The organism is Agrobacterium sp. S7/73, assembly GCF_019355535.1.
GTDB lineage: Bacteria > Pseudomonadota > Alphaproteobacteria > Rhizobiales > Rhizobiaceae > Agrobacterium > Agrobacterium tumefaciens.
The window spans coordinates 539,148-551,990 of record NZ_CP072136.1 but is presented as its reverse complement, the minus strand read 5'-3'; the positions used below and the strand labels follow the sequence as shown (position 1 = coordinate 551,990).

Here is a 12,843-nt window from a genome sequence, read left to right as displayed (position 1 = left end):
CTTCTTTTTTAAAACTCTAGGGCGGTAAAAAATCTTCACGGAGGCCTCCGCATAGTTCTTGCATTGCATTTGTCGTTGTATTCATATGGCAAAAAAGGGGACATCGAAGTTGGCATTTGACGAAATGATAAATGCGGACAACGCGCCGCGAAGCCCATATGAAAACTATAACGAGTGGTACAGCCGGCAGGACAGGGCACACCTGATCCAGAAGTCTAAAGACGCGGAAAACATCTTTCGAAAAACCGGCATTACTTTCGCAGTCTACGGCCACGCCGACAGTTCAGAAAAACTGATCCCCTTCGATATCATTCCGCGCATCATTTCCGGGCGCGAGTGGCGCAAACTGGCCCAGGGTATCGAACAGCGCGTTCTCGCTCTCAACGCTTTCCTCGACGATATCTACCACAAGCAGGAAATCATTCGCGCCGGGCGAATTCCACGCGAAATCATTGAGAAGAACGTCGCATTCCTCCCGGAAATGATCGGTTTCACGCCACCCGGCGGCGTTTATACCCACATTGTCGGCACGGATATCGTCCGCACCGGCGAAGACCAGTTCTATGTTCTGGAAGACAACGCCCGCACGCCTTCAGGTGTCAGCTACATGCTGGAAAACCGTGAAACGATGATGCAGATGTTCCCGGAACTCTTCCATGAAAACCGGGTACAGCGGGTGGAGGACTACCCCTATCAGCTGCGCCAATCGCTCGCCTCGCTTGCACCCCCCGGCTGCACCGGCAAGCCGCGCGTCGCGGTGCTGACCCCTGGCATCTACAATTCCGCCTATTACGAACATTCCTTCCTGGCCGACATGATGGGCGTGGAGCTGGTGGAAGGGTCCGACCTGCGCGTCATGGACGGCAAGGTCAAGATGCGCACTACCCGTGGCTACGAGGCCATCGACGTGCTTTACCGCCGCGTCGACGACGACTTCCTTGATCCGCTCACCTTCCGGCCGGATTCGGCGCTCGGCGTACCCGGCATCATGGATGTCTACCGCGCCGGCAACATCACCATCGCCAATGCGCCGGGCACCGGCATTTCCGACGACAAGGCAATCTATTCCTACATGCCCGAGATCGTCGAGTTCTACACCGGCCGCAAGCCGCTTCTTGAAAACGTGCCGACATGGCGCTGTTCGGAGCCGGACAGCCTGAAATACGTTCTCGACAACCTTGCCGAACTGGTCGTCAAGGAAGTTCACGGTTCGGGCGGTTACGGCATGCTGGTCGGTCCCACCGCGTCGAAAAAGGAACGGGCGCTTTTTGCCGAAAAGCTGAAAGCCCGCCCCTCCAATTACATCGCGCAGCCCACGCTGTCGCTTTCCACCGTGCCGATCATGGTGAAAAACGGCATAGCGCCGCGCCATGTCGATCTGCGTCCTTATGTACTGGTTTCAGACAAGGTGAAGATCATTCCCGGCGGACTGACCCGTGTTGCCCTCAAGCAGGGCTCGCTGGTGGTGAATTCCAGCCAGGGCGGCGGCACCAAGGATACATGGGTACTGGAGGACTAAGCCATGCTGGGCAGAACGGCAAACGGGCTCTACTGGATGTTCCGGTATATTGAGCGCGCTGAAAACATCGCCCGGCTTATCGATGCTGGCCTGCGCGTTTCCCTGACGCGCAGCGGCAGCGGCGATGAGGACTGGGACGGCGTGTTGCAGAGTGCCGGCGTGCACGAAGCCTTTCTCGAAACGCGCGAGAAGGTGACGGCGGCCAATGCGATCGATTATCTCCTGCGGGACAAGGCAAACCCTTCCAGCGTCATGTCCTGCATCGAGGCAGGCCGCAACAATGCCCGCATGGTGCGCACCGCGCTGACGCGCGAGACATGGGAAGCCACCAACGAATTCTGGATCGAGCTGAAGAACATCCTCGGCCGCAAGCTCAGCCATGCCGAACTGCCGCAGACCATCGATGTCATCAAGCATCGCGCCGGTCTGGTGCGCGGCGCCTTCCACGGCTCGATGCTGCGCAACGATCTCTATAATTTCTCCCGCATCGGCACCTTCATCGAGCGCGCCGACAACACCGCCCGCATTCTCGACGTAAAATATTACGTGCTGCTGCCGGCCGTGGCGCATGTCGGCTCCTCGCTCGACAATGCCCAATGGGAATCCATCCTGCGCTCGGTCTCGGCGCACCGCTCCTATGGCTGGGTCTACGATGCGGAATACAAGCCCGCCAACATCGCCGACTTCCTCATTCTCAACGGCCGCATGCCGCGCTCGCTCGCCTATTGCTATGAGAAGATCACCAGCAACCTCAATTACATAGCTGAGGATTACGGTGAAAAGCACAAGGCGCATGAAACGGCGGAAAGCATTCGCGACAGTCTGCGCAAGACGACGATCGATCGCGTCATGGATGAAGGCCTGCACGAGTTTCTGGAGAGATTTGTCAACCGGAACGGGCAGCTGGGGCAGGAAATCATGGAAGGCTACCGCTTTTATTTGTAAGCGCGTGGACGGGGACAGCTTATGCGTCTGAAAATCACCCATACGACCGAATATGTCTATGACGAGCCGATGCCCTATGCATTGCAGCGGCTGCGCCTGACGCCACAGACCGGCCCGTGCCAGACGGTGGAGGACTGGGATGTATCGGTCGACGGCGCCACCGTCGAAGTGAGCTATGACGACCATTTCGGCAACCGTGTCGCACTGGTCGAGACCGAAGGCCCGCAACGCAGGGTCAAGGTCGTGGCTGGTGGCCTCGTCATAACCGAAGACAGGGCCGGCGTGGTCGGCCCCCACACCGGCAGTGCGCCGCTATGGCTCTTCCTGCGCGAGACGCCGCTGACGAAGCCCGGCAAACTCGTGCGCGAACTGGCGAAGGCCAGCACCGGCAACAGCGAGCTAGAGCGCCTGCACGACCTGATGGAGAAGATCAACAGCAAGGTGGAATATGTGCCGGGTTCGACCGACACCGAAACCACCGCCGAACTCGCACTCGAAGCCGGCAAGGGCGTCTGCCAGGACCATGCCCATATCCTCATTTCCGCCGCCCGGCTGATGGGCCTGCCCGCCCGCTATGTTTCCGGTTATCTGATGATGGAAGACGTGGCGGAGCAGACGGCAACCCATGCCTGGGCAGAGGTGCATCTGCAGGGCCTCGGCTGGGTTGGCTTCGACGCCGCCAACAATATCTGCCCTGACGATCGCTACGTGCGCATTGCCCTTGGCCTCTGCTACCGCGACTGCGCGCCGATATCGGGCATGCGGATCGGCCCGGCCGGCGAAACGCTGAACGTTTCGGTGACCGTGCAGCAATCGCAGAGCCAATCGCAAAGCTGAGACAATGGCCGGCAGAGACGACGAAACGATCGGCTTTTATACGGATAATGCCGGAGCCTATACGTCGAGAGGGCAAACGGCGGACCTTCCCCATCTGGAAAAATTCCTGACGCGCCTGCCCAAAGGCGCGACCATCCTCGAACTGGGGTGCGGTGGCGGGCAGGACAGTGAATTCATGCTCGCTGCAGGCTTCGACGTGCGCCCGACGGACGGCACACCCGAAATCGCCAAGGCGGCCGAAACTCGGCTCGGCATTCCCGTCGCAACATTGCTGTTCGAAGATATCGGCGACGTGGAGACCTATGGCGGCGTGTGGGCCAATGCCTGCCTGTTGCATGTGCCGCGCCCTGCCCTTTCCGGCATCATCCGCCGCATCCATACGGCGCTGAAACATGCCGGTGTTTTTTACGCCAGCTTCAAGGCCGGGGAAGCGGAAGGCCGCGACACGTTCGGCCGCTATTACAACTATCCTTCGAAAACCTGGCTTGAGGACCTGTACGGGCATTTCGCCTGGGCAGGGGTGGAAATAGAAGCACGGCACGGCAGCGGTTACGACAAGCTGCCAACCGACTGGCTGCATGTGATGGCAACGAAACCCTGATCCGCTTTCAACAACCTGTGGGTTGCGAAAGCCCGCCGTGACCGGTTAAATCGCCGCAGCAACCGATCAGGGAGAGGGCTTTTTGTACAGTATTTCCGACTATCGCGACTGCCAGTCCCATGGACCCATCATTGCGGAACGGGTCTGGACGGCATGGTGGCAGGATAGTGGCCTCCAGGTCGGCGATGTGGCTGAACATCTGAAGGATATGGTGAACCCCCATGCCCTGCCGACCGGCTTCGTCGCCCATGACGACAAGGGTTACGTCGGCTCCGCCTTTCTTATCCATTGCGATCTGGAGGAGCGGCCACAATATCTGCCATGGGTTGCCGCACTCTGGGTGGAGGAAAACAGCAGACGCTCAGGTGTCGCCCGGGCGCTGATGCAGGCCGCAACACAACGGGCCGCCGAACTTGGTCACGACATCAGCTACCTGTGCTGCCAGCGCCGTCTCGAAACCTATTATACGAACTGCGGCTGGACCGTTCTGGAACGTGGTGTTGGCAAGCACGACCTGACGGTGCTGACCTACAGCACGAAAACATAGACTGTCCGCTATATCCGTTGCCGGACATCGGGGAGGAACCATGAAACCGCCAGCCGCCCTTATGGAAACGGCGATCTACGCCGACGATCTCGACGCCGCCGAGGCCTTTTATCGCGATGTCTTCGGGCTGGAGGTGGTGCGCAGGCTGCCGGGCCAGTTCGTGTTCTTCAAATGTGGCCGGCAGATGCTGCTGGTCTTCGATCCGCAACAATCGCGCACGGCCACCCCCGACAATCCGATCCCGCGCCACGGCGCCACCGGACAAGGCCATTTCTGTTTTTATGCGAAAGACAAGTCGGAAGTGGACGACTGGAAAGCCCGCTTCGAGGAGCTTGGAATTCTCATCGAACACTATCACCGCTGGCCGAATGACAGCTATTCCGTCTACATCCGCGACCCGGCCGGCAATTCCGTGGAGGTGGGCGAAGGCAGGCTGTGGGGGTTCGAGTGAGCCCCAGATACCCGGAAGAAAACTATGAAGAACATTTTTGTCGTCACGCACACCCAGTCCGTCCATCATGTCGAGAACAAGGTTGGTGGCTGGTATGATACCGAACTGACACCCAAGGGAAAAGCCGATGCGCAGGCGACGGCCGAGAAACTTGTGGCCTTGATCGGCAACGCATCAGTCGAAATCTTCAGTTCCGATCTTCTGCGGGCCTCCCAGACTGCGGCAATCATTGCTGAACACCTCAAGTCCCCTTTTGAAACCACGGATGGCCTGCGGGAAATCAGCTACGGTTCGGCGGGTGGTATGCCGCAGGAATGGCTCGACGCTCGTCAGATACCGGCCCCCCATCACGACCGGATGGATCATCGTGGCGGAATTGCTGATGGCGAAACGAGACGAGAGTTGGCCGAAAGAGTGTACCGCGCCGTGGACACGATTATATCGCGTCCTTGCCCCACGCAGATCATCGTTACCCATGGCTTCGCTCTTACCTTCGTCATCGCGGCATGGATCAAAATGCCGATCGATAGCGTCGGTTATGTCAGCTTTCCGGCGCCTTCCGGAAGCATTACGCACCTAAGACAAGACGATTACTGGCAAAACCGCGGCGTTATCGCTTTGGCGGATGTGTCCCACCTGAAGACAAGCCGGGGATGACGTCGAGAGGGGGACGCTGAGCGACCCCCTCCCTCAACCGTTTAACGTGCAGCCCCGGTAGATCAGATCTGCCGAACCGTGATTTCTTCTTCCGCATTAACCGCAAGCGGGTTCCTCAGCGGCAGGCCGAAACCAGCGGCCTCGATCTCGAACACGTCACCCGCTTCCGGCTTGATGCCCTCCGCAAAAGAGAGCGTCGCGGTACCGAACATGTGCACATGGACGTCACCAGGTGCGCGGAACAGGCCGTATTTGAAGTGGTGATATTCGAGGTTCGCGAAGGTGTGGGACATGTTGTCCTCACCCGAAACAAACGGCTTTTCGAAAATGACCTTGTCGCCACGACGGATGCGCGAGGTGCCGCGAATATCCGACGGCGCAACGCCGACGCGGATTTCCGGGCCGAAGCTTGCCGGGCGCAACTTGGAATGGGCGAGGTAGAGATAGTTGATCCGCTCGGTGACGTGATCGGAAAATTCGTTCGACACGGCAAAGCCGATGCGCACGGGTTCGCCCTTGTCGGAGATCACGTAGATGCCGGCCATTTCCGGCTCTTCGCCGCCATCAAGCGCGAAGGACGGAGAGGTGAGAGCAGCACCGGGTGCCGCTGCGACATAGCCGTTGCCCTTGTAGAACCACTCGGGTTGAACGCCCTTTTCGCCAGCCTTCGGCTTGCCATTTTCCAGACCCATGCGGAACATCTTCATGGAATCCGTCAGGCTTTCCTCGGCGGCTTCCGTGGTCTTCTTGTGCATGCTGTCGCGGGTAGCAGCAGAGCCGAGATGGGTCAGGCCCGTGCCTGTCAGATGCAGATGCGCCGGATCGGGATGGGTGATCGGTGGCAGAAAGCGACCTTCAGCGTAAGCCTTTTCAAGATCGACGGCATCGCCGAGACCATGGGCGGACACAACATCGGCAAGGCTCTTGCCACCATTGGCAGCTTCCATGGCCAGCGCGTAAACCGATTGAGCGCCGTTGACGGCGTGCGCCTGTCCGCCTTCTTCGCGAACGGCGACGGTGATTTTGCCACTGGCATCCTTGATCTGTGAAATGAGCACGGGATTTCCTTCCTGCGGCGCAACGCGCCTTATCTTCTTCGGCGCGCTGCGCCTTCACCTTATGAAAGTGGCCGGAAACCGGCCACTTTTTTGACTTGCTATATTGGCTGGGCAATCAGCCCTTGTTCTTGTTGTAGACGTCGAAGAATACGGCAGCGAGCAGCACGAGGCCCTTGACCATCTGCTGGAAGTCGATGCCGAGGCCGACGATCGACATGCCGTTGTTCATGACGCCCATGATGAAGGCACCGATAACAGCACCGGTGATCTTGCCAACGCCGCCGGAGGCCGAAGCACCGCCAATGAAGCAGGCCGCGATCACATCAAGCTCGAAGCCAACGCCTGCCTTCGGCGTTGCCGAGTTGAGGCGTGTCGCGATGATCATGCCGGCCAGACCGGCCAGTACACCCATGTTGACGAAGGTTAGGAAGCTCAGGCGTTCGGTGTTGATACCGGAAAGCTTGGTCGCCTTCTCGTTGCCGCCCATGGCGTAAACGCGGCGGCCGATGGTCGTGCGGCGCGTCACGAAGCTGTAAAGCGCAATCAGAACCAGCATCACGATCAGGACGTTCGGCAGGCCACGATAGGTGGACAGCTGGTAGCCAAGGAACAGAATAGCGCCTGAGATGAGCAGGTTCTGCACAATGAAGAAACCGAACGGCTCCACGTCGATGCCGTGCTTCACGTTCACCACGCGACGGCGCCACGCCAGATAGAACAGCACGACCGTAATCACCAATGTCAGGATCATCGACGTCGTGTTCAGACCTTCGATGCCACCGATATCAGGCAGGAAGCCGGTGCTGATGATCTGGAAATCCGTCGGGAACGGGCCGATGTTCTTGCCGCCGAGCACAAAAAGCGTGAGGCCGCGGAACACAAGCATGCCCGCCAGCGTCACGATGAACGACGGGATGCGATGATAGGCGATCCAGTAACCCTGGGCAGCACCGATGATGCCGCCGATGACAAGACAAATCAGCGCCGCGAGAAACGGGTTCATGCCCCACTGCACGGTCAATATGGCCGCAATCGCGCCGACGAAGGCGACGATGGAACCGACCGAAAGGTCGATATGTCCGGCCACGATGACCAGCAGCATGCCCAGCGCCATGATGACGATGAACGAGTTCTGCAGGATGAGGTTGGTCAGGTTCACGGGCCGGAACAGAATGCCGCCGGTATAGAACTGGAAGAAAACCATGATAGCGACGAGCGCGATCAGCATGCCGTATTCGCGGATATTGGAGCGAATATACGACCCGACCGAGATGACGTTGCTTTCTTCGTTTGTGGTGTTTGCCGAACTCATGAGTTCTTCTCCCCTGAGCGCATGATAGCGCGCATGATGCTTTCCTGGCTCGCCTCTCCCTTCGGCAATTCAGCGACGATGCGGCCTTCGTTCATGACGTAGATGCGGTCGCAATTGCCGAGCAATTCAGGCATTTCCGATGAGATCATCAGAACGCCTTTGCCGTCGGCAGCGAGCTGGTTGATGATGGTGTAGATTTCGTATTTCGCGCCAACGTCGATACCGCGTGTCGGCTCGTCGAGGATCAGGACATCAGGATTGGAGAAGAGCCACTTGGAAAGCACGACCTTCTGCTGGTTGCCGCCCGAAAGATTGACCGTTTCCTGAAAGATGCCTGAAGAGCGGATGCGAAGGCGTGTGCGGAAATCGCTCGCCACCTTCATTTCCTTGATGTCGTCGATGACGCTGGCCTTCGACACGCCGGCCAGATTGGCAAGCGTGGTGTTGTGCAGAATGTTGTCGTTGAGCACCAGACCGAGATGTTTGCGGTCTTCGGTCACATAGGCAAGACCGGCATCGATTGCCTTGCGAACGGTGCTGACATCCACGGGCTTGCCGTCGATCAGAACGTCGCCGGTGATCTTGTGACCGTAGGACTTGCCGAACACGCTCATGGCGAATTCCGTGCGCCCTGCCCCCATCAGCCCGGCAATGCCGACGACTTCGCCCTTGCGCACAGTGACGTTGATGTCGTGCAGGACCTTCCGGTCGCGGTGCTGCTGGTGATAGGCGTTCCAGTTCTTCACTTCGAGAATGGTCTCGCCGATCGGCACGTCGCGCGGCGGATAACGATCTTCTAGATCGCGTCCCACCATGTTGCGGATGATGACGTCCTCGCTGATTTCTTCCTGATGACAGTCGAGCGTCTTCACCGTCATGCCGTCGCGCAGCACGGTGATCTGGTCGGCCACCTTCCGCACTTCGTTGAGCTTGTGGGTGATGATGATCGACGTCATGCCCTGCTTGCGGAACTCGATCAAAAGGTTGAGCAGAGCCTCGGAATCGCTCTCGTTGAGCGAGGCGGTCGGCTCATCAAGGATGAGAAGCTTCACGCTCTTCGACAACGCCTTGGCGATTTCGACCAGCTGCTGCTTGCCGACGCCGATATCCGTAATCAGCGTCTCCGGCGATTCCTTCAGGCCCACCTTCTTCAGAAGTTCGCGGGTACGGTTGAAGGTCTGCTGCCAGTTGATCACGCCGCCCGAAGCGACCTCGTTGCCAAGGAAAATATTTTCGGCAATCGACAGGAGCGGCACAAGCGCAAGCTCCTGGTGAATGATGATGATACCAATATCTTCGCTGTCGTTGATGGCGCGAAAATTTCGCACAGCACCTTCATAGTGGATCTCGCCCTCATAGGTACCAGCGGGATAAACACCGGAAAGGACCTTCATCAAGGTCGACTTTCCAGCGCCGTTCTCGCCAACGAGCGCGTGGATCTCACCTTCCTTTACCTTAAGGTTGACGTTCTCAAGCGCTTTTACGCCCGGAAACGTCTTGGTGATGTTCCGCATTTCGAGAATGGTATTGGCCATATCGCAATCCAGCGCCCGATTAATTCAGGCGTTTTTATTTTTATGGAAAAACGGGGACGGCGCCAAGCCATCCCCGCATGTGTTGCAGGCTTATTTCAGCTGATCTGCGGTATAGTAACCACCGTCGACGAGAACCTGCTTGTAGTTGTCTTTGGTCACGGCAACCGGCTTGAGCAGGTAGGACGGAACAACCTTGACGCCATTTTCATAGGTCTTGGTGTCGTTCACCTCAGGCTCTTTGCCCTGCAGAACGGCGTTGACCATGCCAACAGTAACCTTCGCGAGTTCGCGAGTGTCCTTGAAGATGGTCGAATACTGTTCGCCAGCAATGATCGACTTGACCGACGGAACTTCAGCGTCCTGACCGGAAACGACCGGCAGCGGCTGGTCCTTCGTGCCATAACCAACGCCCTTCAGCGAGGAGATGATGCCGATGGACAGACCGTCATAGGGCGACAGAACAGCGTCAACCTTCGCGTCCGTGTAATAAGCCGACAGGAGGTTATCCATGCGAGCCTGGGCCGTTGCCGGATCCCAACGCAGCGTACCGACCTTGTCCATGCCCATCTGGCCCGACTTTACGACCAGCTTGCCGCTGTCGATGTAAGGCTTCAGAACCGACATCGCGCCATCGTAGAAGAAGAAGGCGTTGTTGTCGTCAGGAGAACCGCCGAACAGCTCGATGTTGAACGGACCCTTGCCGTCCTTCAGGCCAAGCTTGTCGACGATCGAAGTTGCCTGCAGAACGCCAACCTGGAAGTTGTCGAAAGTGGCGTAGTAGCTGACGTCGCCGCTATTGCGGATGAGACGGTCATAAGCGATGACCTTGATGCCCTGCTGACCAGCCTGCTTCAGAACGTCCGACAGGGTCGTGCCGTCGATCGAAGCAATCACGAGGACCTTAACGCCCTTGGTGACCATGTTTTCGATCTGGGAAAGCTGATTCGGAATATCGTCGTCGGCGTATTGCAGATCGGTCGTGTAACCGGCTTCCTGCAGCTGCTTGACGATATTGTTGCCGTCATCGATCCAGCGCGCGGAAGACTTTGTCGGCATGGCGATACCGACAGAACCCTTGTCCTGCGCAAAAGCCGGCGCTGCAAAGGAAGCAGCACCGATGGCACAAGCCGCCATCAGCGAAATAATGGACTTCATTAACTCTCTCCCTTGAACCCTCTTTGGTACCCGCTTGTTGCGTTGCACCATAAAATTCATGCCATCAGAGGAAGAAGCCGCATTGCGCCCGTTCCGATCTCGCAACTGCGAAATGGAACAGATGCCGCTCCTCCCCGGCATTCCGCAAATTGTTCTGAATCCATATAACTGTCAAATAGAATAAATCAGTTTACGTATATCAATTATGATATATTAAATCGATACAATAACCATTGAGGGGTATAAACCGGCGAATGAGCAACCAAAAAGTGTATGAGCAGACGCAAACAGCGGATGCGCTCTTCGTCTTCGAAGACAACCCTTTGCTGCGCGCCGGCTTGAAGATGAGCCACCTGCGCATGCTGGTCATGATCGAGGAGCACGGGCAGGTCAGCGCTGCCGCCGCCGCCATGAACATGACGCAGCCGGCGGCATCGCGCATGCTCTCGGAAATGGAAGCAATCGTCAAAAGCCCGCTCTGTCAGAGAGCGTCGCGTGGTGTGGTGCTGACCAAGTTCGGCGAGGCGCTGGCGCGGCGCGCCCGCACCATATTGCTGGAGCTGCGTGAGGCGAGCCGCGAACTCAACCAGATGAAATCCGGCAGCGGCGGATCGGTTTATATCGGCGCCGTCACCGCGCCGGCAATCAGCCTGGTCGTGCCCGCCATAAGACGGGCGATGGACACCTATCCCGGTATCGAGATCAACGTGCAGGTGGAAAGTAGCAACGTGCTGGCGCGGGAACTTCTGGCCGCACGTCACGATTTCATCATCGGCCGCATCCCCGATGATTTCGACCCCGGCCTGTTCTCCATCCATGAAATTGGCATCGAGCGCGCCTGCCTGGTGGTTCGCGAGGGCCACCCCCTGCTCCACGGCGAGCCCGTGACATTGCAGGATCTGTCCGGTTACGACTGGGTCTTCCAGCCGCCCGGCGCGCTTTTGCGTAGAACGATGGAAGACGTATTCCTTACTCACGGCGTCGCCATGCCGCGCAACGTCATCAACACGCCATCCGTGGTGCTGACGCTTGCCCTTATCTGCAACACGGATGCAATTGCGCCAATCGCGCAGGACATGGCCGAGTTCGTGGCCGGCCAGCAGGCCGATATCGGCCGCACCCGCATCCTGCCGACGGATTTCGAGCTGGTCGTCAAGCCCTACAGCATCATCACCACCAAAGGCCGCGTTTTGCCGCCCAGCGCCCGGCTTCTCTACGATCTGGTTCTGGATGAAAGCCGCAAACTGACGGGCGTTTGAGGAAGGCAAGCCAGACGCCAACTTCATTGTATATAGAGGCCGGATTTATCGGGACTTGCCCAGGGAGTAGCCGCATGCTTTTCGGACAATCCGTCTTCGAGTCGGTCGTTGAAAGACTGAGACAGGAAAAAGAAGACGAAAGCGCGGAGCCGACGCCGCCCGCCGGTCATCGTATTGTGGGTTTCAGCTCTGGCTTCGTCATGGATACCTATCCGGATGCACCGCAACCGGGAAACGCCAGTCTCGACGCCTATCTGGCCTTTCTGCCGGAGCCCGTTGCGCTTGCCGAGCCCCAGCCGGAACCCCAACCCGAACCTATGCCGGCCCATCTCGAAAAGACCTCGCTCGCGGATGTTTCAGCAGAACTGGCCATCCATGAAACCGACACCGCCGCAACTCTTGCGGAAAAGCGCCGCGCCTTCGCAAGGCTCAATCATCCCGACGGAGTGAGACCGGAATTCCGGCACAATGCGACGCTGCGCATGACAGCGGCAAATCTCCTGATTGACCAGGCGATACGGATGCTGCGAACTCGTGAACATTTCCAATAGAGGCAGGTAGCGGTTTTACACCAGGAAAGCTCGCCTCAGCCGGCGTCGTTTCTATCCGTGGGTGCGCTTTCCACTGGCTCGTCTGAATCGTCCCTGGCCGCGTCAGCCTTGCCTCCAGCGTTCTCCTCGCTGGCGGGCTTGAACTTCAGCAACAACTCATAGGCCGCATAGACCGCCACGCCGCCGACAACCGTTCCCCAGAAAAATTCGCGATTGACGAATTCGATGACGGACCAGGCGGCGCAAAAGCCGACGATGAGCAATCTGACCCACAAGCGGCGATAAAGCGGATGGCTCGTGTCGATAATCAGCATGGCGTTCCCGTTTCGGGCCTCTCCAGAACATTGCGCAGTTGCGGCATGACGCGCGCGAAAGGCGTTGGCACGTCCAAGGCGTCTTGGCCGTTTCGCAGGAAA

General features: G+C 58.2%; 14 protein-coding genes. 9 read left to right on the top strand and 5 right to left on the bottom strand.

The window, feature by feature from the left end; all coding sequences use genetic code 11:
• The first annotated feature begins 109 nt into the window (after positions 1-109).
• The 7 genes from J5276_RS02510 to J5276_RS02480 all read left to right on the top strand — a co-directional run bounded on the left by J5276_RS02510 (position 110) and on the right by J5276_RS02480 (position 5,557).
• The gene (locus J5276_RS02510) at positions 110-1,519 is read left to right on the top strand and encodes a circularly permuted type 2 ATP-grasp protein (RefSeq protein ID WP_003513699.1); all 1,410 of its coding nucleotides are present in this window, start codon (positions 110-112) and stop codon (positions 1,517-1,519) included.
• A gap of 3 nt (positions 1,520-1,522) precedes the next feature.
• Positions 1,523-2,464 carry an alpha-E domain-containing protein gene (locus J5276_RS02505; protein ID WP_003513700.1) on the top strand — a complete coding sequence of 314 codons (942 nt, stop codon included), beginning with the start codon at positions 1,523-1,525 and terminating at the stop codon, positions 2,462-2,464.
• A gap of 21 nt (positions 2,465-2,485) precedes the next feature.
• On the top strand, positions 2,486-3,301 hold the full coding sequence (locus tag J5276_RS02500; RefSeq protein ID WP_111790642.1) for a transglutaminase family protein: 816 nt from the start codon (positions 2,486-2,488) through the stop codon (positions 3,299-3,301).
• Positions 3,302-3,305: 4 nt separating this feature from the next.
• Positions 3,306-3,902 carry a bifunctional 2-polyprenyl-6-hydroxyphenol methylase/3-demethylubiquinol 3-O-methyltransferase UbiG gene (locus J5276_RS02495; RefSeq protein ID WP_111790641.1) on the top strand — a complete coding sequence of 199 codons (597 nt, stop codon included), beginning with the start codon at positions 3,306-3,308 and terminating at the stop codon, positions 3,900-3,902.
• Positions 3,903-3,984: 82 nt separating this feature from the next.
• Positions 3,985-4,449, top strand: coding sequence for a GNAT family N-acetyltransferase (locus J5276_RS02490; protein WP_065702270.1), 465 nt, complete (start codon positions 3,985-3,987; stop codon positions 4,447-4,449).
• Between the two features lie 40 nt (positions 4,450-4,489).
• Positions 4,490-4,900 (top strand): VOC family protein, encoded by a 411-nt coding sequence (locus J5276_RS02485; protein ID WP_112154087.1) that lies wholly within the window; start codon positions 4,490-4,492, stop codon positions 4,898-4,900.
• A gap of 24 nt (positions 4,901-4,924) precedes the next feature.
• Complete coding sequence (locus J5276_RS02480) at positions 4,925-5,557, top strand: histidine phosphatase family protein (protein WP_112154088.1); 633 nt, start codon at positions 4,925-4,927, stop codon at positions 5,555-5,557.
• Positions 5,558-5,619: 62 nt separating this feature from the next.
• Here J5276_RS02480 and araD1 read toward each other — a convergent pair whose 3' ends face one another.
• The 4 genes from araD1 to chvE form a co-directional block, all read right to left on the bottom strand.
• Complete coding sequence (araD1, locus tag J5276_RS02475; RefSeq protein ID WP_013636674.1) at positions 5,620-6,615, bottom strand: 2-keto-3-deoxy-L-arabinonate dehydratase AraD1; 996 nt, start codon at positions 6,613-6,615, stop codon at positions 5,620-5,622.
• Between the two features lie 115 nt (positions 6,616-6,730).
• Positions 6,731-7,927, bottom strand: coding sequence for a sugar ABC transporter permease GguB (gene gguB, locus J5276_RS02470; RefSeq protein WP_003513714.1), 1,197 nt, complete (start codon positions 7,925-7,927; stop codon positions 6,731-6,733).
• Positions 7,924-9,462: a sugar ABC transporter ATP-binding protein GguA gene (gene gguA, locus J5276_RS02465; protein ID WP_003513716.1), complete on the bottom strand. Its 1,539-nt coding sequence runs from the start codon at positions 9,460-9,462 to the stop codon at positions 7,924-7,926. The genes gguB and gguA overlap by 4 nt, the downstream gene beginning before the upstream one ends.
• A gap of 90 nt (positions 9,463-9,552) precedes the next feature.
• On the bottom strand, positions 9,553-10,617 hold the full coding sequence (gene chvE, locus J5276_RS02460; RefSeq protein ID WP_003513717.1) for a sugar ABC transporter substrate-binding protein ChvE: 1,065 nt from the start codon (positions 10,615-10,617) through the stop codon (positions 9,553-9,555).
• 254 nt (positions 10,618-10,871) lie between these two features.
• Between chvE and J5276_RS02455 the strand changes: the two genes are divergently transcribed.
• Together J5276_RS02455 and J5276_RS02450 are read left to right on the top strand one after the other, a co-directional pair.
• Complete coding sequence (locus J5276_RS02455) at positions 10,872-11,876, top strand: LysR family transcriptional regulator (RefSeq protein ID WP_112154089.1); 1,005 nt, start codon at positions 10,872-10,874, stop codon at positions 11,874-11,876.
• Between the two features lie 74 nt (positions 11,877-11,950).
• Positions 11,951-12,427 carry a hypothetical protein gene (locus tag J5276_RS02450; protein ID WP_112154090.1) on the top strand — a complete coding sequence of 159 codons (477 nt, stop codon included), beginning with the start codon at positions 11,951-11,953 and terminating at the stop codon, positions 12,425-12,427.
• Positions 12,428-12,462: 35 nt separating this feature from the next.
• Here J5276_RS02450 and J5276_RS02445 read toward each other — a convergent pair whose 3' ends face one another.
• On the bottom strand, positions 12,463-12,741 hold the full coding sequence (locus J5276_RS02445; RefSeq protein ID WP_019565143.1) for a hypothetical protein: 279 nt from the start codon (positions 12,739-12,741) through the stop codon (positions 12,463-12,465).
• Between the last annotated feature and the right edge of the window lie 102 nt (positions 12,742-12,843).

Coding starts and splice junctions, on each gene's coding strand:
- J5276_RS02505 (WP_003513700.1), top strand. CDS start 1,523: ATGCTGGGCAGAACGGCAAACGGGCTCTACTGGATGTTCCGGTATATT.
- J5276_RS02500 (WP_111790642.1), top strand. CDS start 2,486: ATGCGTCTGAAAATCACCCATACGACCGAATATGTCTATGACGAGCCG.
- J5276_RS02495 (WP_111790641.1), top strand. CDS start 3,306: ATGGCCGGCAGAGACGACGAAACGATCGGCTTTTATACGGATAATGCC.
- J5276_RS02485 (WP_112154087.1), top strand. CDS start 4,490: ATGAAACCGCCAGCCGCCCTTATGGAAACGGCGATCTACGCCGACGAT.
- J5276_RS02480 (WP_112154088.1), top strand. CDS start 4,925: ATGAAGAACATTTTTGTCGTCACGCACACCCAGTCCGTCCATCATGTC.
- gguB (WP_003513714.1), bottom strand. CDS start 7,927: ATGAGTTCGGCAAACACCACAAACGAAGAAAGCAACGTCATCTCGGTC.
- gguA (WP_003513716.1), bottom strand. CDS start 9,462: ATGGCCAATACCATTCTCGAAATGCGGAACATCACCAAGACGTTTCCG.
- chvE (WP_003513717.1), bottom strand. CDS start 10,617: ATGAAGTCCATTATTTCGCTGATGGCGGCTTGTGCCATCGGTGCTGCT.
- J5276_RS02455 (WP_112154089.1), top strand. CDS start 10,872: ATGAGCAACCAAAAAGTGTATGAGCAGACGCAAACAGCGGATGCGCTC.
- J5276_RS02450 (WP_112154090.1), top strand. CDS start 11,951: ATGCTTTTCGGACAATCCGTCTTCGAGTCGGTCGTTGAAAGACTGAGA.
- J5276_RS02445 (WP_019565143.1), bottom strand. CDS start 12,741: ATGCTGATTATCGACACGAGCCATCCGCTTTATCGCCGCTTGTGGGTC.